We start from the raw sequence: 26,703 nt of genomic DNA, 5'->3' as shown, positions 1-26,703 counted from the left end.
GGACAACCGGCACCCCGTTTTATTATTCAACCAACTGAGGTTATCTGAGGATTTTGACGTCGCCGTCATGCCAGACATCGCCGGCGTCATCACCCCATTCCTTTTTTGCCATCCGATGACCGAGGTTGAAAGCCTTGGTATTGACGGTCCGGATCTTGGGCGGCAGTACCGACTCCAGGCTTTTGCGCATGGTCCCCTGATTCATGAAGGGAAGCAAAAAGGAGAGCGCCCCCAAAACCACGGTATTCATGGCCTGGGCAATGCCCACCTTGTCTTTGGCAAGGCTGGTGAACGGCAACCCGAGAAACTGGTTGGTGGGCGGCTGCTTGACCAGATCGGATTCAAGCACCAGCACCCCTCCCGGTTTCAGATACGGGAAATAGGCATTGCACGCCTCCTGAGAAAGGGCCACCAGCAGATCCAGATTCTCAGCCTTGGGGTAACTGATGGAGTGGGAACTGATGACCAGATCGCACTTGCTGGAGCCGCCGCGCGCCTCAGGGCCGTAGCTCTGTGTCTGGGTAACATTGTAGCCATGGCCCAATGCCAGGCCCTGCCCCATGATCTTGCCCAGGGTGATGATACCCTGACCACCCAGACCGGAAAAGCGTATCTCGAAACGATCGAGTTCCTGTTGGGCTTTCATCTACTTACCCCCCTTTACGGTCGGCTTGAGGAAGTCTGCCTGCATGGCATAGTACACTTCCTCGAATCCGGGGCGATCCCGATCCACAAATACCCCGATGGGCAGACGGTCCCCGCGTTTTTCCTCGGGAAGCTCATTGTAACGGTCCACAGACATGGCCGTTGACTTCAGCCACTTATACATGTCCACGGAGCTCTTGTACTTGTTCTTGCGTCCGAACTGGGTATGACACGGCGTTATGGCCTCCACCAGACTGAATCCGGGGCGACCGATTGCCTCGGTCATGATCTTCTCCAGCCTGTTGACATGGAAGACCGTGCCGCGGGCCACATAGTTGGCCCCTGCACCCTTGGCAAGCTCAACTGTGTCGAAACTGCGATCAAGCTGACCGTAGGGGTTGGTCATGGTGACAGAGCCCTCGGGCGTTGCCGGAGAACTCTGACCGCCTGTCATGCCATAGATATTGTTGTTCAGGACCAAGGCGGTGACCCCGATGTTGCGGCGGGCCGCATGGATCAGATGATTGCCGCCTATGGACAAAGCATCGCCGTCGCCCATGAGTGCGATAACATTGAGCTTGGGATTGGCCATCTTGATGCCCGTGGCAAAAGTCAATGCGCGGCCGTGGGTGGTATGGACCGTATTGAAGTCCACATATACAGCCAGACGCCCCGAACAGCCTATGCCCGCCACCACGACCACATCGTCCTTGGGAATCCCCAGAGAATGAATCGAACGGATAAGAGTTCCCAACACGATGCCGTGACCACATCCGGCGCACAGCACATGAGGAAACTTCTTGTTGTGCCTCAGATATTGATGAATTATTTCGTTTCCGGTGATTTTGCTCATGTCGCTACCCCTGCATGATGACCTTGAGGATTTCCGAGGGAGTGACGATCTGGCCGTCCACGCGATTGATGGTCCTGACTGCGGCATTACCCATGGTCACGCGTTTCACCTCGCGGGACATCTGCCCCATGTTCATTTCCGGCACTATCAACGTCTTGGCGTGAGCCAATACCTTTTCGGTATGCCTGCGGGGATACGGGAACAAGGTTTTCAGCTTGAGCAGCCCGGCCTTGACGCCATTCTGACGGGCCTGGTGCACAGCCAGTTCGGCGGAACGGGCCACGCAGCCGTAAGCGATGACACAAATTTCTGCATCCTCTGTCTGAATCTCTTCCACCAATTGGATATCATAGAAGAACTGATCGATCTTGCGATGAATACGGTCCATGAGTTCCACCACTTCTTCGGGGCGCTGGGTGGGAAACCCGTTGCGGTCATGGGTCAGGCCCGTGACATGAAAGCGATAGCCCGAGCCCACGGGCGGCATGGGCGGCACCCCGCGCACGGTTTCTTCATAAGGCTTGTACCATTCCGGCGGCATACTCGGAACCGTCCGTGAAAAGACCTCGAACTCGCCCGGATTGGGCAATTCGATCTTTTCACGGGTATGGGACGTAACCTCGTCCAGAAGCAGAATGACCGGAGTTCTATACTTCTCGGCCATATTGAAGGCAGTGATGGTCATGTCCAGGCACTCCTGAACATTGGAAGCGGACAAAACAATTATGGGATGGTCGCCATGGGTACCCCATCGGGCCTGCTGCACGTCGCCCTGCGCAGGACATGTGGGCAATCCGGTGGACGGCCCGCCGCGCATGACATTGACCAGCACCATGGGCGTCTCGGCCATGATGGCATAACCGAGGTTTTCCTGCATGAGCGAAAAACCGGGACCACTGGTGGCGGTCATGGCCTTGCGCCCGGCCAGGGAGGCCCCGATCACGGCGCCCATGCTGGCGATTTCGTCTTCGAGCTGAATGAACACGCCGCCTTCGGTTTTAGGCAGGCGATTGGCCATGATCTCCATAACCTCAGTGGACGGGGTGATGGGATACCCGCCGTAAAACGTGCACCCGGCCAACAACGCGCCTTCGGCAACGGCCTCGTTGCCGAGCGCGAATATTTCCGTGCGTTTCTTGCGTCTGGGCATGATGTACTAAGCCCCCTTCCCGGTTGCTTTCTTTTTCTCCGTCTCGACGTCCTCGAATTTGACAAGCTCGGTTGCCTTGTCGAATTCCTTGTCACAGACCACTATGGCGAAATCAGGACAGTGCAATTCACAGAATCCGCACCGTATACAATCCGCTTCCCGCTCCACAACCGCCTTTCCTTCAGGACTCATTACGAGCACCTTGCTCGGGCAGAATGCGACACAAATACCGCACCCCTTGCACCAATCAGGATAGATGGTCACCTTGTTCTTGCCTTTGTTTTTTCTGGGCATAGCTCCTTCCAGCGCTGAGATATTCAATTAGGCTTCAAGCCTGAAAACACACAAACCCATCAGTTAAAGCATCCGCTACATGTGATACTCACCTGAATTCCTAACAGGATTTTTCAGCGTGTCCAACGTTTTTGAAAAATTCATTTTCAACTTTCAAAAACCGAAAGTAAAAAAACACAAAATGCGCTCGAAAGAAATTCTTTCGAGCGCATTATTCGCATTGTAAAATTGTAAAATCAAACAGCCAAAACAGCCAGTGCGTTGACAACCGATGCAGCCAAAGCACTTCCGCCCTTCCTGCCCTCAATGGAAATATAGGGAACATCTCGACTCATGAGCAGTGCCTTGGACTCGGCTGCGTTCACAAAGCCAACAGGCATGCCAATAATCAACGCGGGTTTTTTAGCCCCCATATCCAGATGTTCCACGAGCCGAATGAGCGCTGTTGGCGCATTTCCCACTACCCAAATGTCCGGATTCAACCGGGCCACGGCCACGTCAACAGCCGCTTTAGCCCGCGTGACACCTTCAGCCGCAGCCCTTGCCGCGACGCGTTCGTCATTCATCAGGCAATGGACAACACACCCCAGGGGATCTAGCCGCCGGACCGGCATTCCGCGCTTGGCCATTTCCGTATCCGAAACAATGACCGCCCCGCTTTGCAGCGCCTTGATGCCGGAGTCCACTGCTTTTTCATGGATGCGGACAAGGTCAAGCAGCTCGAAATCGGCCGTGGTATGGATCATCCGGCGTACGATAGTCCACGCTGCGCCTGTAAATTTACGCGGCTCAGGCACTTCTGAATCGATAATGCGAAACGATTCGGTCTCAATATCTTCCGGTTTCATGAAATTCTGAAAGGTTATTTCATTCAAAACGCTGCCCTCTCGGTACGATTTTCATATTTTTATGATCTTGTTTTTCTCAAAAAAAGAAACGGTCCGGAACAGATTTCAACCATTTCACGGACCGCTTCGGTACACGTCTTACCGTTTTTCGAGGCCGGACGCCCTTTACACTACCTGTCTCTGGCCTGGTAGCGGGACAATTGAGCCTCAAGCCTACGGCTGTAAGAGGTCAACACATAGCAAATAGTGAAATACAAAGCAGCAATCGTGATCCAAACTTCAAAGGATGCGACCATCTCCCGGTTATCCACTTGAACACCAGTTCTGGTCAGCTCGATGACGCCGAGAATGGCCGCAAGAGAAGTATCCTTTGTCAGGGAAACGAACTGATTCACAAAAGAGGGAATCATGTTCCTCAAGGCCTGTGGCAGAATAACCAACTGCATTGCCTGAACATTCGACAACCCCGTGCTTCTGGCTGCCTCCATCTGCCCCTTGGGCAGAGCAAGGACACCGGCGCGGACAATCTCACCCACGTATGCTCCGGTAAACACCATGAAGCAGAACATGGTGGTGGTGAAAGCGGGCATGGTCTGCCCGGTAACCACCGGCGCCATGTAGTAAAACCAGAAAATGAGCAGCAACAACGGCATGCCGCGAATCATTTCAATATAGGCAACGGCAGGCAGCTTGACCCACCGTCTCCTGGACAAGCGCATGAGACCAGCGGCCAGACCGATCCAGAACGCACCGAAAATGCCGAAAATTGCCAGAATGACGCTGGCTACAAGCCCTTCCGGATTGTGGATAAAGGGAAAGGTAAAATCAACGACAGTATTCCCGTAAAGGAAATACGTGAAATCATGTGCAGGTATATCCCAATGCATCTTCCTTCTCCTAGTACATGACCTGGATCATGAAGTGCTTGTTGTACATGGTGATGCAGAACGAAACGACCAGGGAAATGGCCAGGTAGATCAGCAGTGCAACGGTAAAGGCCTCAAACGGCATGGCATGATACGATTCGACCTGGCTGGCCTGATACATGATGTCGGTAACACCCAAGACCATGACCAGCGACGAGTTCTTGATCAGGTTCAACGCCTGGGAGATAAGCGGCGGTATGACGATGCGCAGGGCCTGGGGCAAGATGACAAAGCGGTATCCCTGTAAAAACGAAAGCCCGGAAGCGCGAGACGCCTCCAGCTGATTCTTGGGAATGGAGAAAATACCTGCCCGGATTTCTTCGGCGATGAAGGCCGAGGTGTACACGGTCAGAGCGATGATGCCGGTGAAAAGCTCCACATTGAAAAGCATCCACTCACCGACGTATTCATGACCGAACAGGGAAAAGGAACCGGGGAACCAGTAATAAAGGTCGTTCATCCACTGATTGATACCGGCGGGGATGACGAAATGGGCCGCATTATACCAGAAAAAAATTTGGACGAGCAGCGGCGTATTCCTGAAAAATTCTATGAAAACAATACTGAACCACTGAAAAACCTTGAATGGAGTCAGCCGTAATACACAGATGATGATGCCCAAAATCATTGCACAGAACAACGAAGTCACCGATATCTGCATCGTGGTGACAAACCCTTCCCACATCCATAAAGCGGGCTCACCTGTGAACATTTTAGCCCATTGAAAATTATAATCCAAAATACAATCCGTATGTTGATGTGATAATCGGAGAACCGGGAGCGCTCATGCGCTCCCGGTGATTCAGACTATATCCGTATTACATGGGCCAAAGCTCAATCTGCCAACCTGCGGGCAGATCGTAACCCATCCATTTCTTGAACAGCTTTTGGTAGGTGCCGTCCAACCACATTTCGTTCAGGGACTTGTTGACGAAATCACGGAAAGCGGAATCGTCCTGGGGTACGCCCAAGCCGTAAGGCTCGGAAGCAATGAAATCACCAACGATTTCCCAATTATCGGGATTGTCGTCGCTGGCCTTCAAACCTGCCAGGATGCCGGAGTCAGTGGTCACAGCCTTGACCTTGCCCTGCTTCAGGGCCATGAAGGCCTGCGGGTATTCATCGTAGGAGATGACCTGAGCGGCAGGCTGAGCAGCCTTTATATTCTTTTCAGAAGTGGATCCCTTGACGGTACCGACTTTCTTGTTGGCCAGATCGGCAGCGGAAGCGATGCCGGAACCCTTTTCTACCAGGAGCTTCTGACCGTCCATGAAATAGGTAATGGAAAAGTCGATCTGCTCGTCACGGGAGAATTTGTGCGTCATGGTGGCGGCCAGAAGGTCGACCGAACCCTGTGTCAGCATGGGAATGCGGTTCTTGGATGTAACAGTCTGAAATTCTGCTTTCACGCCAAGCTTGTCAGCGATGTATTTGCAAATATCAATGTCGAAACCGGCCAGTTCCTTGGTCTCGGGATCGATAAAACCGAACAGGTAAACAGAGTCTTTGACTCCACAGACCAGAACACCCTTTGCTTTCACATCTTCAATCTTGCCGGCGGTGGCCACGGATGCTGCAAACATAAAGGACAGCAGCAGTGCCAGGACGATAACCAAACGTTTCATAAATCCTCTCCTCTCTTGAGATTACAATAACATACCACTTAAAGAATTTCCTTGAGGAAGTTCTTTGTACGCTCATTTTGCGGGTTCTTGAAGAATTCATCCGGCGGAGCCTGTTCAACCACCACGCCGCCGTCCATGAACAGGACTCGGTCGCAGACTTCACGAGCAAAACCCATCTCATGGGTGACGCAGAGCATGGTCATGCCTTCGCGTGCCAGGTCCTTCATGACGTTAAGAACCTCGTTGATCATCTCCGGGTCCAAGGCCGAAGTGGGCTCGTCAAACAGCATGACCTTCGGCTTCATGGCCAGGGAACGGGCTATGGCGACGCGCTGTTGCTGACCACCGGAAAGCTCTGCGGGATATTTGTGCGCCTGATCATGGATGCCAACGCGCTCAAGCAGAGTCAAAGCAACGGCCTCGGCCTCATCTTTCGGCATATTCTTGACCTTGATCGGGGCCAGGGTGACATTTTTCAGAACAGTCAGATGCGGATAAAGATTGAATTGTTGGAAAACGATACCAATTTCGGCCCGCAGGTCGTTAATATTAACGTCCTTGTCCTGGATATCCTTGCCGTCAAAAAGGATATTCCCCTTCTGATACTCCTCAAGCCGATTGATACAACGAATGAAAGTGGACTTACCCGAACCGGAAGGGCCGCAGATTACCAACACTTCGCCTTTGTTTACGGATTCGGTTATTCCTTGAAGAACGTGAAAATCGCCATACCATTTGTGCAGCTTCTGCACTTCTATCATTGCCATTTGAAGGTGTCTCCAGACGTAAATATGGAAAAGGAATTGTAAAATCCTGCAATCGGCTGTGCATTCAGACAAACCGGCAGGACTTCAAACACAGACCATAAATATTGCCCGAAAATGAAACAAAGTCAAGGTGCCCGCCGAGAATACGTTCCTGTCATCCCCCTAAAACGTTTACAAAAACGTATACTATTCAGATTGATACCGACAAAAATGTAGACAATGGCTGCGCAAGGCATGAAGAAAATTCGAATCCTCAAAGCATTTCAGACCAATGCCATGGAACCAGACAGATGGATGCACCGACAACCACCCGGATATAATTCTAAGAATCATGCAAAAAAACTATTTCAACCCAACTTCCCTGTAATACCTCATTGCTCCGGGATGAATGGGCGCGGACAGTCCTCGCAACATGCTTTTTTTAGTCAGTTCGGAAAAAGCCGGATGCAGTTTCTTGAACTCATCAAAATTCTCAAAAACCTCTCTGGTGACCACATACACGACGTCATCAGGAATATCGGCAGAGGTAATCAGGGTGGCTTTCACGCCAAAACTCATTACATCGGCACCGCTGTTGAGGGCATCAGGGTAATACCGCATGGGAATAATGGACGGGGCATAAAATGGGTATTTGGCAAAGAGGGAATCCACTCCTGTGATGGACACGATATTGACTTTGCGAGGCCCCTGGCAAACCTCCCCAATGGCTTTGGATGGATGACCCACCGTATAAAACAGAGCATCTATGCTCCCGCTTTGCAAAAGACCGGGAGCAGCTGTAGCCTTAAAATTGGTACCGTTAATATCGTCGAGGTGCAGGCCCACGGCTTCCAGGGCATCAATGGAATTCTGATACTGTCCCGAACCGGGGTTACCGATATTCACTGTCTTGCCTTTGAGGTCTGCAATGGTATTGATGCCGGAATCTGCTCCGGCGACCAGAGTCACTGTTTCCGGATACAATGAAAAGACGGCACGGAGCTTTGCCCGAGGGCCTCCATTTTCCCATTCCGCAAGACCGTTGACGGCCTGGAACTGGCGGTCGGACTGCACAATGCCGAATTCCAGATCCCCTGCCAAAACAGCATTGATATTGAACACAGAGCCACCGGTGGATTCTACCGTAACCGAGAGACCATAGACTTCCCGCTTCTTGTTCACAATATTGGCTATGCCCCCGCCTGTCGGATAGTAAACCCCGGTGATGCCACCGGTTCCGATAGTCACCAAAGTGGATTTCATAGGTTTGACGGGGGGGGCTGCAGCCATTGTCGTTTCAGTGTTCCCCTGTTTCAATGCAACTGGAATTTCCGTGTTCTCGCCCTCCGGATCATCGCTGCATGCAAACAGAGAAAGGGACAACACGAAACACGCAATAAGGACAGCAACCAACTGATAATAACTTTTCATCTTGCCTTCCGGAAACATGACACGATCCAGAGAAAACCAGCCCCCCGTATGCCGCTAAAAAAGACACTTCCTGCAAACTCTTCAGGCCCTTCAACGAGGGGCATAACCATTTGACCCGAATTGACTTATCAAAATTATATATCAAACTTACCCGTTTCCTGCAAAGCCTCAAGTATTAAATATCACGACAGTTGGAATCATGAACACCTTAGAGCGTAATTCGGGGGACATTTTACAGTTACGGGCACAGGTTGATACGAAGCCTCGACAAGCTGAGGGTTTGCAAAACCACGGCCCTTTACCAACAAAAAAAGGCCTGCTCGAAAGCAGGCCTTTGATTGTGATGGGGTTGTGGAGACTAGTTCAATTCACGTTCCTGCGGGAACAAGGGCAGGTAACGATACACCAGACTCAGCACCAGGAAGCCGTACGCGATGATCATGATGGACGAGGCATATTCCACCCAGTTGGGGACGTAAACCTGCCAGGAGTCAAACGGCATGGCCGGGAAGGCAATGGTCTGAACCGTAAAGATGTAGCGGTTCAGAGATACACCGATGCAGTCCAGAATGGCTGCGGTATAAAGCAGCCCCGGACGATTGCGGATGGCCGGGACGATCAGCATGATCGCCGGGACAACACCACACAGGACGATCTCGGAGAACATCAGCCACTTGCCGTACACCAGACCATAGAACATGTCGTCAAAGGTCAGCCCGACAGAAGGCAGATAGCCGGTGGCCCATGCCCAGGTGTCGAGGATCTTGAAGAACATGTAGACGCACAGCATGGTGCCGGCGATCTTGCCCATAAGGGCCTTGGTCTTGAAGTCGACCAATTTCTTTCCGGTGAGCTTCTCCATGAAGGTGGCGACCAGAACGGTGAATACCGGGCCGGAGCCGACAGCCGAGAGCACGAACAGGAAGAAGGTCCAGGGCCAGATGAAGAACCCTTCGCGGAAAGCGAAAGGACGGCCGATCAGAACGCCGTACATGCCGCCAAGAGAACCCTGGTGGAAGGTGGACAGAAACGCACCTATACCAGCGAACAGGGCCATGTTGACATGCATGTTGTGGGCGAGCGCGTGAATGAAGGGAATCTTGTTCAACTGCTTCTGCTCCAGGACCAGCGGGACGAACTCGATGATCAGGACGGTGCAGTAACAGGTGATGCAGAAGATAACTTCTGTCAGCATGGAGTGAACGTTCGGATGCCAGTAACCGAACCATGCACGGCCCGGCTGCCCGATGTCGAGCGTCAACACCAGCATGGCGCCGGAGTAACAGATAAAACCGACCACAACGGTCAGATTGATAATCTTTTCAAGTTGTTTGATCTTGAGGATGTACTTGAGCAGACCGGTGAAGAATGCACCGGCGCCGAGTGCGATCACGGCAAGGTCAAAGGTAATCCAGGCACCGAACCCGAAGTAGTTGTCCAGGCCGGTGGTACCGATTCCGTTATAGAGCACGAGCACGGCTGCGTAGAGACCCCAGGTAAAGAATCCCAGGATCACGGCTGTCCAGATCAGGAACTTGCCGAACGAGCACCGCTGCACCCCTTCCGGGAAGAGTTTGCTATCCATTGTTCAGCCTCCTAGTGTCCGCCGCCACCGGCGTTGTAGTTGTCACCCTGCTTGCGGACCCATTCACGCTCGGACATGTAGTAGACCTGCGGGGCCAGACCGAGTTTCTCGAGCAGACGGAATGCATGCGGGCTCTTGGCGAGATCGTGCACCGCGTGTTCGGGATTGTTCAGATCACCAAAAGTGATGGCCTTGGTCGGACAGATGTCTGCACAGGCGGTGTTGTATGCGCCGTCTGCCAGGTTCATCGGATCTTCACCGTCCATACGGGCCTTGTCCTTGGCATCCAGGTAGCGGGAATGGCAGAAGTTGCACTTCTCGACCACGCCGCGGGGACGAACGGACACGGCAGGGCTGAGGCCCTTGTCCATGCCTTCCGGCCAGAGCGGATCCCACCAGTTGAAGTAGCGTGCATGGTAGGGACAGGCAGCCATACAGTATCTACAACCGATACAACGGGGGTAGATCTGAGAGACGATGCCGCCCTCTTCGTTCTTGTCCGTGGCAATAACCGGGCAGACCGGCACACACGCGGGGTTGCCGCACTGCATACAGGGCCTGGGCAGATAGGCAGTCTCGTGCTCCGGGAAAGCCTGGCCGTTGGACAATTCGTAAACGGTCATCCAAGTCAGAGTCTTGAGCTTGTTGGAGGCGTCGTCGCGATCCTTGGTCAAGGCCTGAACGTAGTTATAGGGGTCCTTTTTGGTCATGGGAGCGATATTGTTCTCCACCTGACAGCCGACCATACAGGCCCCGCAGCCGGTGCATTTGTCAATATCAATGACCATGCCCCACTTGATTTTGAATTCTTTTGTTTGCATGTCGGTTCCCCCTAGATTTTGGCGACATTCACAGTGGAACCGGCCCAAGTGGAGGCGCCAGCGGCAGCCTCTGAGCTCACCGTGAGGATCTTGTAGACATTATCGCCCTTGCCCTTCGAGAACTCGTCGCCGACAGTGTGACCCAGGCCCAGAGGGGCAGCCACGACGCCGGGCAGGACGCCTTCGAATATCTGTACCAGGGCTTCGCATTCGCCCTTTCCACCGGAGAGCTTCACCTTGGAGCCAACGGTCACGCCCAACTGCTTGGCCGTGGCCGAAGCCATCATGACAACCATGTAGTCGCCTACAAGCTGATTGTTGCTGATGGTGCAAGGAGCGTTGGGTGTGGTGGCCTGATTGGCGGTACCGATGTTGAGCAGGGTATAAGGAGCGAGTCCCACGGCCCCGGTTCCCTTGACGGGAACGGCAGCCTTGCCCAGCACACTGGCGGCGAAACTCGTCGCAACAGGGGTTTCCCCGTCGACCACGAATGCCGCACCTTCGATCAAACCGGCCATGTCGGCACCGACGGCGTCAACCTTGGCGCCCAGGACATCCTCGAAGGTCTCGAAGCCGAGATCGGCCAGACCGAGCATGAAGGTGGCTGCACAACCCGCATTGACGGACGGCTTGGAAACCGGTGCGCCAAGGGCGTAGGTAGCTGCACCCACACCATAGGGGCTGACCAGGTCGTCGAACCGCTCGTACCCGTGCAGGGTAGGCAGAACCAAATCTGCGGTAGCGGTGGTCTCGTTATGGACAGTATCAAAGGCCACTGTGAAACCGGCCTTGACCTTCTCGGGCAAGGCATAGGCGGGATTGGCTTCGTAGACGAACAGCAACTCGGTGTCGACGCCTTTCAGGATATCCGCCTTGAGCATCTCGGAGCGGCTCATGGAGGAAGCAACGGCCTTACCAAACTCGGGCAGAGCCTTCATGGCACCGCCGAGCAGCAGGTTCAGGGCAAAGGCTGCGCCGTGAGCTGCAACGGAACCACCGGGAACAACCACGGGGTTGGAAGCGGTCAGCAACTGCTTTGCAATGGCAGCCATCTGATCGGCTTTGACGCCGGTGGCGGCCTCGACCTTGGCCGGGCTGTAGTCATTCATGACCATGGCCTTGAACTGATCGAAATCAGCCACTTCCACGGTATTGCCTGCCTGCAGGACGTAATAGGTGATGCCCAGGACAAAGGCGGCCATGCCTTCTGCCGGGACCGGCACCCACTTGTCGGCGACTGCGGCAGTTTTGGTCTGCATGGGACCGGCAAACAGGAATTTGCCGGATTCATTGGCAGCGAAAGCCTTGAGGTTGGCAACCGTCGGACCCCAGGATTCCAGGGCGTCGGCACCGGCCAGCAGGACTACGTCAGCACCTTCCAGATCGTAACCGATCTGACCGGAACCGCCCATCAGGCCGTTCCATGCCTTGTCGGCAGCCTGCATGTCGCAGGGCATGACATAGAAGGCATCGCTTCCCTTATCGGTAAGCAGTGCGGAAAAAACCTCGTTGACAGTGCCGTTCTGATCGCCGGAGATGACAGCGACCTTGCTGCCGGCGGCTTCCAGTTTCTCGGCCACGACTTCCTTGGCTTTTTCCCAGGTGATTTCCTCACCGTTCAACATGGGAGCCTTGATCCGGGTCGGGCTGTTCTTGACCTGGACGCCATTGGCGCACAGGGGACAGACACCACCGCCGGAAAGCGGATTCTCGAGGTTGCCCTCGACACCGAAGGCTTCACCGGCAACGGTGCGAACCTTCACGGCACAACCGGACTCACACATCTTGGACACAGTCGGCATCCCTTTGACTTCCCCGTATTTCAACTTGGGGATCCAGGGCCAGTTCTGAGTCCAAATGGACACATCATCAAGGGCGGTCCAGACCGTCGGTGTAAAAAGGATACCGACGGTGGCGCCCACACTCATCTGAATAAAAGCTCTGCGTGCTACGCTCATTCTCAGTACCCCTTTACTTATGGCAGGTGTAGCAGGCGTTAGGCTGGCCCTTGAGGGCGTGACACCGTTCGCACTTCCACATCTTCATGGTCATCTTGCTGTAGCCGGAAAGGATGTTCCGCTGGAATGCCGGAGGCACATCGTTCAGCTGAATGTCCTTCATATGACACAGGTTGCAGTTCTGCTCAGGAGCTTCGCCCTCGAACACTGCAGAGTCGACCACGCTGGACAACTCCTTCTTCATCCCGGCCAGCTCTGCGATACTGAGATCCTTGTGAGCAGCATGAGAGAAGTAGACGTTATCCGGCTGATACTGATAGTTCAGCCAGGGAACTTCCTTGCCCTGGATCAGGTACTTGACCACGTACTCGCGTTCAGCCTGCTTCGTGTTGTCTTCCGAGGAAGCCAGATTGTCTTCGATGGCTTCGATCTCGGCTTTCATGATGGCTTCGTAGTCCGACGGATCGATACCGGCTTCGGCAATGGCTTCCATTGCCTCTTCAGGATCGACCGCATGACACTCGGCGCACACTTCGTTGGTCGGGAAACCGGCATAAGAGCCGTCGTCCCGGAAATAGTGACAGCTTTCGCAATCCATTCCTTGGCCGTCTACGTGGATGGCATGGCTGAACCAGACAGGCTGCTCCTCTTCACAGAAGAACATGCCGGGGATTACAGCCCACCCCAAAACGCAAGTGGCCAGAAAGCCGATGATAAAGGGAAACACCCCTCCACACCGTTTCGATGCTTTTCTCTCCTCCATAACCTCGCCCCATCACTCTAAAGTTAATGTGAAAATCACACCAATTGAACTACGTTCCCATAAAGCACCAATCGTTTTGGTGTCAAGAGAATATGAAAATTTTCACGATCTCTTTTACTTGGAAAACTATATATATTCCAATTGGTAATCCGCAAACAATCACACAGGAACTTTATTTCTTCACACGCCCGTACACATCCTCAAATCTAACGATATCATCCTCCTCCAGATACGGGCCGCTCTGAATCTCGATAATATTCAAGGGTACTTTTCCGGGATTGGCCAGACGATGCTGGGACGCCTTGGGGATGTCCACGGACTGATTCTCGACCAATATCACCGGCGTATTATCCACCTCAACTTCGGCCGTGCCGTCCACCACCACCCAGTGTTCGCTGCGGTGATGGTGCATCTGGGAACTCAGACGGGCGCCGGGATTAACCTGGATACGCTTGATCTTGTACTGCGGCCCCTCCTCCAAGACGGTGTAGTTGCCCCAGGGCCGGTACACGGTGGAATGACTTTCCACGAGCTGACTTCCTTGGGCCTTGAGGGCGGCCACCACGTCGCGCACGGACTGGACCTGGTCCATGGGACAGGACAGAGTGGCATCGCGAGTCTGCACCATGATCATGTCGGACAATCCCGACACGGCCAGTTTGCCCCCTTCGCTGATGAGCAGGGAATTACGGCAGTTCATGGCCAGGACATCGCCCTGGATGACGTTGCCGTTTTCATCCTTGTCGCCCACGCGGTACATGGCCTCCCAGCTTCCAAGGTCGTCCCAGGCAAAACCTGCCCGGATCACCGCAATGTTGTCGATCTTTTCAACCACACCGTAGTCAACTGAAATATTGGGAATATCCCTATACCCCTGTACCAGGGGCGTTTCATCCCGCGACATCCACCAGTCCCACAGGACCGGCTCGCAACGGGCAACCTGAGTCAGGAAATGCTTGGCGGAAAACAGGAACATGCCGCTGTTCCAAAGGTGGGAGCCTTCACGAACAAACCTTTGTGCAGTGGCGAAATCCGGCTTTTCCACGAAGCCTTCCACCCGGTATGCGCCCTGCCCCAGATCTTTGCCCAAGGCTATGTAACCGTACCCGGTTTCGGGCTTGTCCGGCTCCACGCCGAATGTCACGAACTGCTTGTCTGCGGCCAGGAGTGAAGCACGCATGAGATCCGACACCCAGGCCTGGCCGTTGCGAATGAGATGATCGGACGGAAAAACCGCGGCCAGAGCCTTGGGATCGGCCTCCACCACCTTGTCCAGCCCCAGCATGATTGCGGGCAGGGTGTTCCTGCCCAAGGGCTCGGCCAAGACCTGCCGTTCCAAGGCCTCGTCTATGGAAGCCACCTGCTTGCGCACTTCGAAGACATGCTCTTCGTTGGTCACAACCCAGACGCGCGAAGGATCGAATGCCTCGAGCACACGGGTCACGGTCTGCTGCAGCAATGTGGTTTCGCCGCCCAGGACCAGAAGCTGTTTGGGGAGGAGGTTACGGGAAAGCGGCCACAATCTTGTGCCGGAACCGCCCGCCAGGATGATGGCGTGACAGTCTTGGGAAAAACTTTCTTTGACCGAACCGGTATCATTCATATGTATTAATCCTCGTAGGTGAAGGGGGAATCGAAATCGGCAAGCCTCGGCAACCGCCTGTCCTTTTCGGACAGTATGGGCGCCCGGCCGTCCAGACCGCTTTCCCATTCCATGCCAATATCAGGATCATTCCAGATGATGCCCCCCTCGTGCTCGGGGGAATAGGGGGCGTCCACCTTGTATTGAAACTCGGTGTCAGGCATGATGGTGACATAACCGTGACCGAATCCCCGGGGAATGAACATGCGTTTGAAGTTGGCGGAACTCAGGATGACGTGCTGCCACTTTCCATAGGTCGGCGACCCCTTGCGCAGATCCACGACAACGTCAAGGACCGCGCCGCGCGTCACCCATACCAGCTTGGCCTGGGCCGCAGGCGGCACCTGGAAATGGAATCCGCGCAGGACGCCGATATCCCTTGAATAGGCATGATTGTCCTGCACGAAATCGCAGTCTATTCCAATATTCTTGAATAACTGATGATTATAACTTTCCAGGAAAAAACCTCGCTCATCCTGGAACACTTTGGGGACCAGAACAAGGAGGCCGGGAAATTCTGTCTCGTGGACCTGCATCCGCTTCTCCATTTGTGTGTAGTGACACGTGACTGGCTTCCATGTAGCCGAGATCAGCCATGGGCACAAGCCCAGCCAATTGTTTCCATCACGGCATCAAAAATAAAACACGCTTCCTTGTTCACATTTGTCCGGCAGTTTGCTAGGTCCTTTGTTTGGGAACACACTTCAGCAATTCAAGGACGCATTTGTATGAATTTTCTGGATATCATTCTCATATGCATACTCATTTTGTTTCTCTTGCGTGGTTTTTTCCGCGGCCTGATTCAGGAAGTTCTCTCCCTGATCGCAGTAGTGCTGGCCATTTTCCTGGCCTCCAATTTCAATCACCTGATCGCTCCGCACGTCAAAATGTACATCGACAGCGAGATCACGGTCAGCGCGCTCTCCTATTCACTCATTTTCTTCGGCACCCTCATCGTGATCTGGCTGCTGATCAAGCTGCTCAAGTCCGCATTGGAAATCAGCCTGCTCGGATGGATCGACAGGACTGCCGGCGGCATTTTCGGCTTGATCGAAGGGGTGCTCATCTGCCTGGTGGGCCTGATGTTCCTCCAGACATTCGCTCCGCGCTCGGATATCCTCACCGAATCGGCCATTGCGCCCCAGGCACAGCACATGGTCAACAAAATGGGAGAATATGTCGACCTGCCTTCCCCCGAAGAAGCCCTTAATTCCGCCAAGAGCGTATTGGGCATCAAAGGCAATGATTCGGCAGAGTAACTCCCCAAATCGTCTCAACACACCTTCGGAGGATATTCGCCATGGGCGAAAAGAGATATGACGCCCCTGCCCGGGCCATGAAAGAACTTCTCGCAGTCATCGACGCCCTGATCGCGCCCGACGGCTGCCCCTGGGACCAGGAACAGACCCCCCGCTCCATGTGCGACTACCTGATCGAGGAGGCCTTCGAACTCATCGAGGGCATCAGGTCGGGCGACACCCGCGAGGCCATGGAAGAGTTGGGCGACGTCATGTTCATCCTCCTGTTCGTGGCCACCCTCTATGAGCGGGACGGCGCGCATACCCTGGAAGATTCCATCAATTACAGTGCAGCCAAGATGATCCGCCGACACCCCCATGTCTTCGGCAACAAGAATTTCAAGAACATCAGTGAGCTCTGGGACAACTGGGAGCGCACCAAGCGCGCAGAGAACGCAATGACCGGCAAAAAGGGTATGTTCGATTCCCTCCCAACCGGTCTCCCTCCCCTGCTCAAGGCCTACCGCATCAACTCCAAGGCCGCCCGCAATGCATTCACCTGGGATTCGGACGAGGCTGTGGAGAACCAGCTCAAGGAAGAATGGCAGGAATGGCAGGAAGCCCTGGATTCAGGCAACCAGGAAGAATCGGAAAGGGAATTCGGCGACTACCTTTTCACCTTGGTGGAACTGGGACGGCGCAAGGGTATCAAGGCCAATGCCGCACTGGACTTCGCCAACCAGAAATTTCTCGGACGGTTCGGCAAAATGGAAGAACTGGCTGAAATGCGCCGCCTCACCATGTCCGAACTCAGTCTGGAAGAAATGAACAGCCTCTGGGATGAAGTGAAGAACTGGGACGAATCCTAACCGAAGAGATATTTCAGGAAAAAGAATGCGGCGACGCCTGCGCCGACAGCCGCATACATGAGGAGTCACGGCACACAGCGGCTCCGCAATTTCCAGATCAGGAACGCGGCCACGCCGACTCCAACTGCCGCCGCAGCCACCATCATGCTCAATTGATCCATTATTCCACCCTTCCGGCCATCAAGGCCAGCCTGTCCTGCCGGTGCCGAAAAGCACATTGAGTATATAGTAGACCGCAAAAAGTGTCCCAATCACGACCACCAACAGGTACGGAACGGACAGTGCCGGCTTCTGACGCCTGTACAGCAGAGCGCCGATACCGACGGAAATAATCACGGCAACAATAAACCAACCGATCTCAATTTCCATAGAGCCTCCCATCTCCCGATACACTGTACCGTATTCATTGGCCAACATTTTTCGTCAATCCGCCCTAAAGATATCGAGCAAACTGCCGATATGGCAGACAAGCGTTATTTCCGGCCTACGGCCAGGGAGGGTACCACATATGACCATGGCAATCGACGGTCTCGGAGGCTACACGCCCTTTGATCAGCAGACATTCGGCGCAGCCGTGGTTTCCGAGACCCTGGACTACATGAACGATTCCGGCAGCGGCTCGAGCTACGCTCCGGTGGACAAAGTATCCGCCGAAGCCTCGCTCGTTTCAAAAACCTTGGACTACATGAATCCCGGCTCTTCGTCATCGGACAAGACCGGCATGGCCCAAAGTTATGACTTCCAGACCAACGTACTCGGCGCTCACGCCAAAGGCGTGGTCGTCGACTCAATCATTTGAACCCCTGGGAATGACGCCCTGAAAAAGGAACCCCGCTCTTCCACAAGAGGGCGGGGCTACTTTTTCCCCACAAACGGCCACGAAAAAGGCCTGCCAACCATATGGCAAGCCCTTGAATTCGTTACAAAAAAACTTGTTCAACGCCAGTTATAAAGCAACCGGCCTTCCGGTGCGAATGGATTCGTCAGCAGCAAAGACGATGCGCAGACTGTTGACGGCATCCTGCATATGTTTAGCCAGATCGATATTCTCCCGTATTGCCTTGAGGAAGTATTCCTGTTCATACAGGCACAACTCGTCGTGCCCGGGATCGTGCTCCATTTCGATCAGCTCGTCGGCTCTAACAAAGCCGCCGTCCGCATCCGTCTGTGCATGGTGCAGGCGCAGAAGATTGGCCTTGGTGTGTCCGTCAATGTCCGATGACTCGTGCCCCTGTCCAGCCTGCTCTGCCGCCACAATGCTGACGCACCCCTTGGGACCGACCACATCCTTCACGAAAAAGGCGGTCTCGCTCATCATCGGCCCCCAGCCCGCTTCATACCAGCCCACGGAGCCGTCGTCGAAAAACACTTGCAACTGACCGTAGTTATACATGTCCTTCGCGATCTCATCGGACAGACGTGCGCCCATGGCATTGACCCTGACCGGACGCGCCCCGGTCATCAGACACATGATGTCCACGTAATGCACGCCGCAATCCACGATGGGCGACAGACTCTTCATCAACTGCTTGTGCACACCCCATTCGGAGCCGCTGCTCTGCTGGTTCAGGTTCATGCGCATGACCAGCGGCTTGCCCAAATCCTGGGCAAGCTCCACGAACTTTGCCCAGGAAGGGTGATGGCGCAGGATATACCCCACCACCAGCTTGCGGTCAGCCCTGACAGCGGCATCCACCACCTTTCGGGCCTCGGCCACTGTCTCGGCGATCGGCTTCTCCAAAAAGACATGCGCGCCCGCCTCAAAGGCCTTGCAGGCGAATTCTGCATGGGTGTCGGGCCAGGTATTGATGCTGACGGCATCCGGCTTGAGTGCTTCAAGGGCGTTGAAATAGTCGTCGAACCGGGGGTACCCCGCCAATTCGGCGGGCAGCCCGGTCATGCTCGTTGCCTGTCGGCTGCACAACCCGACAATCTCGAACCCGTCCAATCCGTGGTATGCCTTGGCATGGGCAATGCCCATGTTCCCCAACCCGACAACCAGCACTCTCACTTTTTCCTGCATGACTCTCTATCCTTTATCAGGCGGAGGCGGCCTTGCCGCCAATCCATGTTTCCTTGACGTTCAACCCGTGGTCCAACAGCACGAAATCCGCCTCAAAGCCAAGGGCAATCCGGCCCAGACGATCATCCAACCTCAGGAACCGGGCCGGATACAACGAGGCCATCCTCAGGGCCTCCTCCAACGGCAGGCGCAGGTGTTCCACGGCATTCCTGACCGCTCCGGCCATGTCCAGATCGGAACCGGCCAGGGTTCCCTGAGCGGAACAACAGCGGCCTCCGTCAGCGGTGATGGGCTGGCCTTGCAGGACGAAGAATTTGTCTTCTGCCCCTACGGTCGGCATGGCATCGGTGATCAGCAACATCTTGCCCTGTGTCTTGGCGGCCAGCGCCACCCTCAGGGTGGCAAAATGAATATGATGTCCGTCAGCAATGACGCCGACCCAACTATCCTTATCCTCCAAGGCCGCACCGACCACGCCCGGTTCCCTGCTCGTCAGGGGCGACATGGCGTTGAAAAGATGCGTGAATCCGACAATACCGGCTTCAAGCCCGGCCCTGGCCTGTTCATAGGTGGCCGCAGTATGCCCGGCGCACACCAGGACTCCGGCCCTGGCCAGTGAGCCGATATATTCCGGGGACACTTTTTCCGGGGCCACAGTGGTCATCACCACGCCCATGTCGCCCGAGGAGAGCATATCCAGAGCCGCTTCATCGACTGAACGGATATTCTCCTCCAGATGAATGCCCTTGCGATCCACATTGATATACGGACCTTCGAAATGGACGCCGCGCAAACCTGGCATCCGTTGCGCAATACCCCGCCTCACAGCCTCGGCAGCCCGGACCATGCCGTCCCATCTGTCGGAAATGAACGTGGGAAGCAGGCTGGTGGTACCAAACCGACGATGCGCCTCGATGATCGTTTCGATGGTCTTCATGTCCGGAGTGTCATTGAAAAGCACCCCGCCGCCCCCGTTGACCTGGATATCGATAAATCCGGGCGCAAGCAGGTTGCCGCCGAGATCAACCACCCGGGCATCTCCGGGCGGAAGTTCCTCGGGGTGCAGGGCCGTAATCATCCCGTCCCGCACTTCCACTCCATACCCGTCGGCAAACATGTCGCCGGTGAAAATTCGCCCGTTGACGAAAAACTGTCGCATCACAGGGTCTCCGTAACTTTCTTGAGCGAAGGCGGGGTATCCGGGTTCATGCCTCGGGCCAAGGAAAGCAGGTTCGCCATGCAGTAAAAGGACTGAATCATGGCGATGGGAGCGGCAGCGGGATGCATCCCCGGCACGATGGGCAGACGCCCCGGCATCGGCTCACCTTCTTCGGCCATGTAGAGCTTGGCCCCCTTGCCGCGCAGGACCCCGGCCAGTTCCAACAGGCCTGGACGGGTTTCGTCCTCCTGGCTGAAGGCCAATATCCTGGACCGGCGGCGTACAAGGGCCAGCGGACCGTGCATGATCTCCGCACCGCTGATGCCCTCGCCGTGGAGGCCGGAAGTCTCCTTGAGCTTGAGGGCGGCTTCCAGCGCCACCCCGAAACTCAGTCCACGCCCGATCACGAACAGATTCTCGGCATCGGCCAGCGGTTCCACTGCTTCGTCCCAGGAGAGTCCCAAGGCTCTTTCCAATTCCTCCGGCAGGGTGTTGAAGGCACGGCCCAAGGCCATGTCACCGGACACGGCGGCAGTGAAATGGAGCAATGCGCTCAACGAGGCGATATAGGATTTGGTGGCGGCCACGCTCTTTTCCGCTCCGGCCAGAAGGGGAATGACCGCATCCGCCATGGCTGCCGCAGGGGAATCCTCCCGGTTCACCAGGGCCAGGACGAAGGCGCCGTTGTCTCTGGCCCATTCAACACTGGCGAGAAGGTCCGGGCTTTTGCCGGACTGGGATATGACCACAAAAAGACAATCCTTGAAATTCATGGGACGCTTATATATCGACCCCACCGAAGGGCCCACGGACATGACCGGAATGCCGAGATGGATTTCCATCAGGTACTTGGCATAGGTGGCCGCATGGTCGGAACTCCCCCTTGCGCAGGTCGCCACCAAGCGGGGAGGATTGCTGAGAAAGCGGGCTGCGAGTTCGGCGCAGACAGTGTCGTTTTTCTCCTTTTGGAGCGCGACCACGGCAGGGGCTTCGCACGTCTCCTTGTGCATCAAGGTCGCGGTAGGATCAATCGCCTCGCTCATGGTCACTCTCCTCCTTCAAGATGCATGCGGGCCAGCAACAAGGCTCCGTCCAACGAATCTCCCGCAGGGGAAACAATCAGGTGCATCACGTCCGCGGGCAGCCACGGCTCAATGACCGAGGCCACGCCGCCTATGAGCGCAACGCATTCCGCACCCTTGGCCTCCAAGGCCCGAAGCAGCAATCCGGCGTCTTCGCCTGCCTCACGCATGATGCGAATTGCCAGGGGGTCACCCTCCATGGCCCATTTGGAGACACTGGGAGCAAATTTACCATATTTTCCAGGGGTGGCCGTCTCGGCCCAAGGCACGGCCTTCTCCGGTGAATTGCCCAGTTGTTCCATGATCTCGCTGGACAGCCCACCCCAAGGAATGACGCCCTCCAGGGCGAGCAGAGAAGCCCGGACAGCCTGGTAGCCGATATGGGCACCACTGGCATGATCCGATATTTCAAACCCCCAGCCGCCCACCGTGTGCTCCACACCGCCCAAAAGAGCGGTGCCGCAACTGCCCGTGCCGAGGATGAGAATAGCCCCGTCGGTCCGACCATGCGCGCCCAGACAGGCGATATAGGCATCGGATTCAACGGTCATGGAGGCAAAGGGATGATCATACGCAGCCACCATGTCTCGTTCCCGTTTGAGAGACAGACCGGCCAGCCCAAGCCCGGCGTGGATTTCCTTTTTCCTGTCCAGATCAAGGCCTGACGAAGCCAGGGCTATATCAACGGCAGCAATGATACTGCCGAAGGCGACATCGAGCCCCAAACGGGTGTTGGCCGGACCGCCCTGCCCTTCACCCAGGACTTCACCGTCCATGGTGGCCACCCTGGCGCGACATTTCGTGCCGCCGCCATCTATTCCTACCAAGAGCCTTTGATCTTGCATGGTTTACACTCCTGTATAAGACGTACCCAATAGACACTCCCAGTGCAAACAAATCGGCTAAACTCGGTGACCGAAATAAGTTGATTTTCTTTCCTGTCACACACCTGTGTGCTAAGAAGCCTCCTATGTCAGCAAAAATTGATTCCACTCCATCCGTCACGGAACACGTCAGCCATGGCTCGGCGGGAATCGACACCTGGCCCTCGGAAGCCGTGCTTTCGGTCCTGTGGCAGGACCAGCTCGACGGCGTGTCCGCCGTCGAAAAGGCCATAAGCCACATCGAAAAGGCCGCCCTGGCCACAGTAGAGCGATTGCGCATCCCTGACAGCCGCCTCATTTACGTGGGAGCTGGCACTTCGGGCGTACTGGCCGCCCTGGACGGACTGGAACTGCCATGCACCTTCGGCTGGCCCAAAGAACGTCTGGCCGTTTTCCGCGCAGATGATCCCAACAACATCCTGACCATTGAGACAGCAGGTGACGACGGCCTGGATGCGGCCCGAAACGATATGGAGAAAAGCGCTGTTTGCGAACTGGATGTGGTCGTGACGGTTTCGGCAAGCGGCAGCACCCCCTACACCTGCCTTTTTGCCGAACTGGCCAGAAAACACGGTGCCTTGGTCGTTGCCATTGCAAACAATACCGACGCCAAGCTGCTGCGCATCGCAGACCACCCCATCCTGCTCGAAACCGGGCCGGAAGTGATCGCCGGTTCCACTCGTCTCAAGGCGGGAACCTCCCAGAAAACGGCCCTCAACCTGTTCTCGACCCTGGTCATGATCCGGCTCGGGCATGTCTACGACGGCATGATGGTGGATCTGGAACCCGGCAACGGCAAGCTCAGGGACCGCGCCGCCCGAATGGTGGCCACCATCGCTGGAGTGGAAGATGAAACCGCCCGCAAGGCGCTTGCCGAAAGCAACGGGCATGTCAAGACAGCCGTACTCACGGCAACCGGATTGACTCCGACCCAGGCTCGGAGTGTTCTGTCCGAATCCGGACAGAATCTCCGCACCGCGCTGATTCGCATTGCCGAAGCCTGATCGGGTATGTATATTGTTGATAATATTTCCAAACCAGGAGGATTCATGCTGAAAAGACTTACCGGGATTGCCCTGGCCGCGCTGATGGTCACATCCATGATCACCACCGTAGCGCTGGCCGGCGCATCATTGACCATCGAAAGTTGGCGTAATGACGATATCGACATCTGGAACGACACCATCATCCCGGCCTTCAACAAGAAGTACCCGGACATCAAGGTCGTTTTCTCACCCATGCCCCCTGCCGAGTACAATGCAGGCCTCAACGCCAAACTGGCCGGCGGCACCGCAGGCGACCTGATCACCTGCCGTCCCTTTGATGCCTCCCTGGAACTCTTCAACAAGGGCTACCTTGTCGCCCTGGACAACCTGGACGGCATGAACGAATTTTCGGACGTGGCCAAATCCGCCTGGCAGACCGATGACGGCAAGGCCACTTTCGCCGTCCCCATGGCGTCCGTCATCCACGGCTTCATCTACAACATGGACGCCTTCAAGGAACTGGGCCTGACCGTTCCCAAGACCGAAACCGAATTCTTCGCCGTTCTCGACAAGATCAAGGCTGACGGAAACTACATTCCCCTGGCCATGGGCACCGCCGACCAATGGGAAGCAGCCACCATGGGCTTCCAGAACATCGGCCCCAACTACTGGGAAGGCGAAAAAGGCCGCAAGGCGCTCATCGCCGGTACGGCCAAGCTGACCGACAAACCCTACACCGACACCTGGAAACAGCTTGCCGCGTGGGCTCCCTACATGGGCAAGGGGTTCAAGGCCCAAAAATACCCCGACAGCCAGAACCTGTTCACCCTGGGCCGTGCAGTCATCTACCCTGCCGGTTCCTGGGACATCACCACCTTCAACACCCAGGCTGACTTCAAGTTCGGCGCCTTCCCGCCGCCCCTGCCCGCAGGTGCGACCAAAGGCTACATCTCCGACCACACCGACATCGCGCTCGGCCTGAACGCAGCCTCCAAGAATCAGGAAGCGGCCCGTACATTCCTGGCCTGGATGACCACCGCCGAATTCGCGGACCTCTACGCCAACGCCTTGCCCGGCTTCTTCCCCCTGTCCAGCCACAAGGTCACATTGAGCGACCCGGTCGCACAGGAATTCGTGAACTGGCGCAACACACACGAGTCCACCATCCGAAACTCATACCAGATCCTTTCCCGCGGCACCCCGAACCTGGAAAATCAGCTGTGGAACGTCAGCGCCCAGGTCATCAACGGGACAATGACTCCCGAGGAAGCTGGCAAGGAAACCCAGGCCGGCCTGGATAAATGGTATAAGCCCCAACAATAGCAAATGAAAACAAAGGGGCTCCTCAAAAGGGGTCCCTTTGTCTTTTTCAAGGAAACAAACCATGAGTTCACCAGGCAGCGGATTCAACCGTTTTCCGCACCACATTGTGCTGTTTCTGGCTCCGGCCACGATCATCTACACCCTGTTCATGGTTTACCCCCTGCTCGACTCCATCCGGCTGAGCCTCTACACCACGGACGGAACCGGCGCATACCATTTCACCGGCCTGGCCAACTACATCGACCTCGTCAGCAACCCCCAATGGTCGGAACCGTTCTGGAACGCGCTCAAGAACAACTTCATTTTCTTCTCCATTCACATGCTGGTGCAAAACCCCATCGGCATCATGCTGGCCGCGCTTCTCAGTCTGCCCAAACTCACCGGCAGGACCGCGTACCGCACGCTCATTTTCATGCCCACCATGCTCTCTGTGGTCATCATCGGTTTCATCTGGCAGCTTATCCTGAGCCCGCTATGGGGCGTCAGCGAGGGCATTCTCGGATTTGTCGGACTGGCCGACTGGTTCCAGCCGTGGCTCGGCCAGGAGAATTCGGCCCTGATCACGCTTTCCCTGATCTCTGTCTGGCAATTCGTGGGCATACCCATGATGCTCATCTATGCCGCCATGCTGAACATCCCCCATGAACTGGAAGAAGGCGCCATTATCGACGGCGCGACCCATTGGGACATTTTCTGGCACATCAAATTGCCGCTGATCCTGCCCACCATAGCCATGATCTCCATCCTGACATTCGTTGCCAACTTCAATGCCTTTGACCTGATCTATTCGGTCAAGGGCGCGCTGGCCGGCCCCAACTTCTCCACGGACATCATGGGCACCTTTTTCTACCGCACTTTCTTCGGCTTCCAGCTCCAGCTCGGCAACCCGACCATGGGGGCCACCGTGGCCACCATGATGTTCCTGGTCATACTCGCAGGCGTGCTCTTCTACCTGTTCGTCCTGCAACGGAAACTGCGCCGGTACGCGCTCTAAGGCAGGCGCAGACACATGTACAAAACAAAAAAAGCCGTCAGCATCGCAGGTATCCACGCCATTCTTCTGGCTTACACCGTGCTCGCCCTGTGGCCCATTTTCCTGACCATCATCAATTCGTTCAAAACGAGAAAGGCCATCTTCAAGGACCCCACGGGACTGCCCGGATTGGACACCTTCAGCCTGAACGGATTCGAAAAGGTGCTGCTGCGCTCCAACTTCGAAATCTATTTCATGAACTCCATCATCGTCACGGTGGCAACGCTGGTCCTGGTGTTGCTGCTCGGCGCCATGGCCGCCTGGGCCTTGTCCGAATACCGCTTCAAGGGCAACAAGTGGCTTGGCCTCTATCTGGCCATAGGCATCATGATCCCCATCCGGCTCGGCAGTGTCAGCCTGCTCCATCTCATCGTGAGCATGAACCTCGCCAACACCCTGACCGCCCTGGTGCTCGTCTACATAGCCCAGAGCCTGCCCCTGGCCATATTCATCCTGTCGGAGTTCATGCAGCAGATACCCAATGACCTGAAAGAGGCCGCCCGCTGCGACGGAGTGAGCGAATACACCATTTTCTTCAAGGTGATACTGCCATTGACGCGCCCGGCCATTGCCACGGTCGGGGTGTTCACGCTGGTGCCGGTCTGGAACGATCTCTGGTTTCCGCTCATCCTGGCCCCCAGCGACCAGACCCAGACCATCACCTTGGGCGTCCAGCAGTTCATCGGTCAGTACGTCACGGACTGGAACTCGGTCCTGGCCTCGCTGACCCTGGCCATCGTGCCCATACTGATCATATACATCCTGCTCTCCAGACACCTGATCCGGGGCATCACCGCCGGAGCGGTCAAATAAGGGAAG

At 55.5% G+C, this 26,703-nt stretch carries 28 protein-coding genes; 7 read left to right on the top strand and 21 right to left on the bottom strand.

The window, feature by feature from the left end:
- Positions 1-40: 40 nt before the first annotated feature.
- From DWB63_RS01665 to rfbC, 16 genes are all read right to left on the bottom strand, one after another.
- Complete coding sequence (locus DWB63_RS01665; RefSeq protein ID WP_128327058.1) at positions 41-646, bottom strand: 2-oxoacid:acceptor oxidoreductase family protein; 606 nt, start codon at positions 644-646, stop codon at positions 41-43.
- Positions 647-1,498, bottom strand: a complete 852-nt coding sequence (locus tag DWB63_RS01660; protein ID WP_128327057.1) for a 2-oxoacid:ferredoxin oxidoreductase subunit beta — start codon at positions 1,496-1,498, stop codon at positions 647-649.
- Positions 1,499-1,502: 4 nt separating this feature from the next.
- Positions 1,503-2,648 carry a 2-oxoacid:acceptor oxidoreductase subunit alpha gene (locus DWB63_RS01655; RefSeq protein ID WP_128327056.1) on the bottom strand — a complete coding sequence of 382 codons (1,146 nt, stop codon included), beginning with the start codon at positions 2,646-2,648 and terminating at the stop codon, positions 1,503-1,505.
- A gap of 6 nt (positions 2,649-2,654) precedes the next feature.
- Positions 2,655-2,942, bottom strand: a complete 288-nt coding sequence (locus DWB63_RS01650; protein ID WP_206613115.1) for a 4Fe-4S dicluster domain-containing protein — start codon at positions 2,940-2,942, stop codon at positions 2,655-2,657.
- Between the two features lie 236 nt (positions 2,943-3,178).
- On the bottom strand, positions 3,179-3,790 hold the full coding sequence (locus DWB63_RS01645; protein ID WP_128327055.1) for a precorrin-8X methylmutase: 612 nt from the start codon (positions 3,788-3,790) through the stop codon (positions 3,179-3,181).
- Positions 3,791-3,960: 170 nt separating this feature from the next.
- A complete protein-coding gene (locus DWB63_RS01640) occupies positions 3,961-4,677 on the bottom strand; it encodes an amino acid ABC transporter permease (RefSeq protein WP_128327054.1) in 717 nt (238 codons plus the stop codon).
- 10 nt (positions 4,678-4,687) lie between these two features.
- Positions 4,688-5,455, bottom strand: a complete 768-nt coding sequence (locus tag DWB63_RS01635) for an amino acid ABC transporter permease (RefSeq protein ID WP_128327053.1) — start codon at positions 5,453-5,455, stop codon at positions 4,688-4,690.
- A gap of 79 nt (positions 5,456-5,534) precedes the next feature.
- Positions 5,535-6,341: an ABC transporter substrate-binding protein gene (locus tag DWB63_RS01630; RefSeq protein WP_128327052.1), complete on the bottom strand. Its 807-nt coding sequence runs from the start codon at positions 6,339-6,341 to the stop codon at positions 5,535-5,537.
- Between the two features lie 38 nt (positions 6,342-6,379).
- A complete protein-coding gene (locus tag DWB63_RS01625; protein WP_128327051.1) occupies positions 6,380-7,108 on the bottom strand; it encodes an amino acid ABC transporter ATP-binding protein in 729 nt (242 codons plus the stop codon).
- A 342-nt stretch (positions 7,109-7,450) separates the two neighbouring features.
- Positions 7,451-8,518 (bottom strand): TAXI family TRAP transporter solute-binding subunit, encoded by a 1,068-nt coding sequence (locus tag DWB63_RS01620; protein ID WP_128327130.1) that lies wholly within the window; start codon positions 8,516-8,518, stop codon positions 7,451-7,453.
- Between the two features lie 358 nt (positions 8,519-8,876).
- Complete coding sequence (gene qrcD, locus DWB63_RS01615; protein ID WP_128327050.1) at positions 8,877-10,103, bottom strand: menaquinone reductase integral membrane subunit QrcD; 1,227 nt, start codon at positions 10,101-10,103, stop codon at positions 8,877-8,879.
- Positions 10,104-10,114: 11 nt separating this feature from the next.
- Positions 10,115-10,924 carry a menaquinone reductase iron-sulfur cluster-binding subunit QrcC gene (gene qrcC / locus DWB63_RS01610; RefSeq protein WP_128327049.1) on the bottom strand — a complete coding sequence of 270 codons (810 nt, stop codon included), beginning with the start codon at positions 10,922-10,924 and terminating at the stop codon, positions 10,115-10,117.
- An 11-nt stretch (positions 10,925-10,935) separates the two neighbouring features.
- A complete protein-coding gene (gene qrcB / locus DWB63_RS01605; protein WP_128327048.1) occupies positions 10,936-12,882 on the bottom strand; it encodes a menaquinone reductase molybdopterin-binding-like subunit QrcB in 1,947 nt (648 codons plus the stop codon).
- Between the two features lie 13 nt (positions 12,883-12,895).
- The gene (locus DWB63_RS01600; RefSeq protein WP_128327047.1) at positions 12,896-13,645 is read right to left on the bottom strand and encodes a cytochrome c3 family protein; all 750 of its coding nucleotides are present in this window, start codon (positions 13,643-13,645) and stop codon (positions 12,896-12,898) included.
- Positions 13,646-13,817: 172 nt separating this feature from the next.
- Positions 13,818-15,248, bottom strand: a complete 1,431-nt coding sequence (locus DWB63_RS01595) for a mannose-1-phosphate guanylyltransferase/mannose-6-phosphate isomerase (RefSeq protein ID WP_128327046.1) — start codon at positions 15,246-15,248, stop codon at positions 13,818-13,820.
- A 5-nt stretch (positions 15,249-15,253) separates the two neighbouring features.
- Positions 15,254-15,823: a dTDP-4-dehydrorhamnose 3,5-epimerase gene (gene rfbC, locus DWB63_RS01590; RefSeq protein WP_128327045.1), complete on the bottom strand. Its 570-nt coding sequence runs from the start codon at positions 15,821-15,823 to the stop codon at positions 15,254-15,256.
- A gap of 192 nt (positions 15,824-16,015) precedes the next feature.
- On the opposite strand from rfbC, the gene DWB63_RS01585 reads away from it, so the two are divergent.
- Both DWB63_RS01585 and mazG read left to right on the top strand, forming a co-directional pair.
- The gene (locus tag DWB63_RS01585) at positions 16,016-16,546 is read left to right on the top strand and encodes a CvpA family protein (protein WP_128327044.1); all 531 of its coding nucleotides are present in this window, start codon (positions 16,016-16,018) and stop codon (positions 16,544-16,546) included.
- Positions 16,547-16,587: 41 nt separating this feature from the next.
- Positions 16,588-17,394, top strand: a complete 807-nt coding sequence (mazG, locus tag DWB63_RS01580) for a nucleoside triphosphate pyrophosphohydrolase (protein WP_128327043.1) — start codon at positions 16,588-16,590, stop codon at positions 17,392-17,394.
- A 180-nt stretch (positions 17,395-17,574) separates the two neighbouring features.
- Here the strand turns inward: mazG and DWB63_RS01575 are convergent, their stop codons facing one another.
- On the bottom strand, positions 17,575-17,763 hold the full coding sequence (locus tag DWB63_RS01575; protein ID WP_128327042.1) for a hypothetical protein: 189 nt from the start codon (positions 17,761-17,763) through the stop codon (positions 17,575-17,577).
- A gap of 139 nt (positions 17,764-17,902) precedes the next feature.
- On the opposite strand from DWB63_RS01575, the gene DWB63_RS01570 reads away from it, so the two are divergent.
- The gene (locus tag DWB63_RS01570) at positions 17,903-18,193 is read left to right on the top strand and encodes a hypothetical protein (protein WP_128327041.1); all 291 of its coding nucleotides are present in this window, start codon (positions 17,903-17,905) and stop codon (positions 18,191-18,193) included.
- Positions 18,194-18,340: 147 nt separating this feature from the next.
- Here DWB63_RS01570 and DWB63_RS01565 read toward each other — a convergent pair whose 3' ends face one another.
- Genes DWB63_RS01565 through DWB63_RS01550 form a run of 4 tightly spaced genes read right to left on the bottom strand, consistent with a single transcriptional unit; the run spans position 18,341 to position 22,503 of the window.
- Complete coding sequence (locus DWB63_RS01565) at positions 18,341-19,417, bottom strand: Gfo/Idh/MocA family oxidoreductase (RefSeq protein WP_128327040.1); 1,077 nt, start codon at positions 19,415-19,417, stop codon at positions 18,341-18,343.
- Between the two features lie 16 nt (positions 19,418-19,433).
- Positions 19,434-20,576 (bottom strand): N-acetylglucosamine-6-phosphate deacetylase, encoded by a 1,143-nt coding sequence (gene nagA, locus DWB63_RS01560; protein WP_128327039.1) that lies wholly within the window; start codon positions 20,574-20,576, stop codon positions 19,434-19,436.
- Positions 20,576-21,619, bottom strand: a complete 1,044-nt coding sequence (locus tag DWB63_RS01555) for an SIS domain-containing protein (protein ID WP_128327038.1) — start codon at positions 21,617-21,619, stop codon at positions 20,576-20,578. The genes nagA and DWB63_RS01555 overlap by 1 nt, the downstream gene beginning before the upstream one ends.
- A 2-nt stretch (positions 21,620-21,621) precedes the next feature.
- Positions 21,622-22,503 (bottom strand): BadF/BadG/BcrA/BcrD ATPase family protein, encoded by an 882-nt coding sequence (locus DWB63_RS01550; RefSeq protein ID WP_128327037.1) that lies wholly within the window; start codon positions 22,501-22,503, stop codon positions 21,622-21,624.
- Between the two features lie 125 nt (positions 22,504-22,628).
- Here DWB63_RS01550 and DWB63_RS01545 point away from each other — a divergent pair, with 125 nt between their 5' ends.
- From DWB63_RS01545 to DWB63_RS01530, 4 genes are all read left to right on the top strand, one after another.
- The gene (locus DWB63_RS01545) at positions 22,629-23,546 is read left to right on the top strand and encodes an N-acetylmuramic acid 6-phosphate etherase (protein ID WP_128327036.1); all 918 of its coding nucleotides are present in this window, start codon (positions 22,629-22,631) and stop codon (positions 23,544-23,546) included.
- 45 nt (positions 23,547-23,591) lie between these two features.
- Positions 23,592-24,851, top strand: coding sequence for an ABC transporter substrate-binding protein (locus DWB63_RS01540; protein WP_164879740.1), 1,260 nt, complete (start codon positions 23,592-23,594; stop codon positions 24,849-24,851).
- Positions 24,852-24,912: 61 nt separating this feature from the next.
- Positions 24,913-25,845 (top strand): sugar ABC transporter permease, encoded by a 933-nt coding sequence (locus DWB63_RS01535; protein ID WP_128327034.1) that lies wholly within the window; start codon positions 24,913-24,915, stop codon positions 25,843-25,845.
- Between the two features lie 15 nt (positions 25,846-25,860).
- Positions 25,861-26,697, top strand: coding sequence for a carbohydrate ABC transporter permease (locus DWB63_RS01530; RefSeq protein ID WP_128327033.1), 837 nt, complete (start codon positions 25,861-25,863; stop codon positions 26,695-26,697).
- Positions 26,698-26,703 lie beyond the last annotated feature (6 nt).

The sequence above is a fragment of the Pseudodesulfovibrio sp. S3 genome, assembly GCF_004025585.1.
In the GTDB taxonomy this organism is placed as follows: domain Bacteria; phylum Desulfobacterota; class Desulfovibrionia; order Desulfovibrionales; family Desulfovibrionaceae; genus Pseudodesulfovibrio.
Note: the sequence above shows the minus strand (reverse complement) of the source record. Positions and strands in the feature narration are given on the sequence as shown.

Coding starts and splice junctions, on each gene's coding strand:
- DWB63_RS01665 (WP_128327058.1), bottom strand. CDS start 646: ATGAAAGCCCAACAGGAACTCGATCGTTTCGAGATACGCTTTTCCGGT.
- DWB63_RS01660 (WP_128327057.1), bottom strand. CDS start 1,498: ATGAGCAAAATCACCGGAAACGAAATAATTCATCAATATCTGAGGCAC.
- DWB63_RS01655 (WP_128327056.1), bottom strand. CDS start 2,648: ATGCCCAGACGCAAGAAACGCACGGAAATATTCGCGCTCGGCAACGAG.
- DWB63_RS01650 (WP_206613115.1), bottom strand. CDS start 2,942: ATGCCCAGAAAAAACAAAGGCAAGAACAAGGTGACCATCTATCCTGAT.
- DWB63_RS01645 (WP_128327055.1), bottom strand. CDS start 3,790: ATGAAACCGGAAGATATTGAGACCGAATCGTTTCGCATTATCGATTCA.
- DWB63_RS01640 (WP_128327054.1), bottom strand. CDS start 4,677: ATGCATTGGGATATACCTGCACATGATTTCACGTATTTCCTTTACGGG.
- DWB63_RS01630 (WP_128327052.1), bottom strand. CDS start 6,341: ATGAAACGTTTGGTTATCGTCCTGGCACTGCTGCTGTCCTTTATGTTT.
- DWB63_RS01625 (WP_128327051.1), bottom strand. CDS start 7,108: ATGGCAATGATAGAAGTGCAGAAGCTGCACAAATGGTATGGCGATTTT.
- DWB63_RS01620 (WP_128327130.1), bottom strand. CDS start 8,518: ATGAAAAGTTATTATCAGTTGGTTGCTGTCCTTATTGCGTGTTTCGTG.
- qrcD (WP_128327050.1), bottom strand. CDS start 10,103: ATGGATAGCAAACTCTTCCCGGAAGGGGTGCAGCGGTGCTCGTTCGGC.
- qrcC (WP_128327049.1), bottom strand. CDS start 10,924: ATGCAAACAAAAGAATTCAAAATCAAGTGGGGCATGGTCATTGATATT.
- qrcB (WP_128327048.1), bottom strand. CDS start 12,882: ATGAGCGTAGCACGCAGAGCTTTTATTCAGATGAGTGTGGGCGCCACC.
- DWB63_RS01600 (WP_128327047.1), bottom strand. CDS start 13,645: ATGGAGGAGAGAAAAGCATCGAAACGGTGTGGAGGGGTGTTTCCCTTT.
- DWB63_RS01595 (WP_128327046.1), bottom strand. CDS start 15,248: ATGAATGATACCGGTTCGGTCAAAGAAAGTTTTTCCCAAGACTGTCAC.
- rfbC (WP_128327045.1), bottom strand. CDS start 15,823: ATGCAGGTCCACGAGACAGAATTTCCCGGCCTCCTTGTTCTGGTCCCC.
- DWB63_RS01585 (WP_128327044.1), top strand. CDS start 16,016: ATGAATTTTCTGGATATCATTCTCATATGCATACTCATTTTGTTTCTC.
- mazG (WP_128327043.1), top strand. CDS start 16,588: ATGGGCGAAAAGAGATATGACGCCCCTGCCCGGGCCATGAAAGAACTT.
- DWB63_RS01575 (WP_128327042.1), bottom strand. CDS start 17,763: ATGGAAATTGAGATCGGTTGGTTTATTGTTGCCGTGATTATTTCCGTC.
- DWB63_RS01570 (WP_128327041.1), top strand. CDS start 17,903: ATGACCATGGCAATCGACGGTCTCGGAGGCTACACGCCCTTTGATCAG.
- DWB63_RS01565 (WP_128327040.1), bottom strand. CDS start 19,417: ATGCAGGAAAAAGTGAGAGTGCTGGTTGTCGGGTTGGGGAACATGGGC.
- nagA (WP_128327039.1), bottom strand. CDS start 20,576: ATGCGACAGTTTTTCGTCAACGGGCGAATTTTCACCGGCGACATGTTT.
- DWB63_RS01555 (WP_128327038.1), bottom strand. CDS start 21,619: ATGAGCGAGGCGATTGATCCTACCGCGACCTTGATGCACAAGGAGACG.
- DWB63_RS01550 (WP_128327037.1), bottom strand. CDS start 22,503: ATGCAAGATCAAAGGCTCTTGGTAGGAATAGATGGCGGCGGCACGAAA.
- DWB63_RS01545 (WP_128327036.1), top strand. CDS start 22,629: ATGTCAGCAAAAATTGATTCCACTCCATCCGTCACGGAACACGTCAGC.
- DWB63_RS01540 (WP_164879740.1), top strand. CDS start 23,592: ATGCTGAAAAGACTTACCGGGATTGCCCTGGCCGCGCTGATGGTCACA.
- DWB63_RS01535 (WP_128327034.1), top strand. CDS start 24,913: ATGAGTTCACCAGGCAGCGGATTCAACCGTTTTCCGCACCACATTGTG.
- DWB63_RS01530 (WP_128327033.1), top strand. CDS start 25,861: ATGTACAAAACAAAAAAAGCCGTCAGCATCGCAGGTATCCACGCCATT.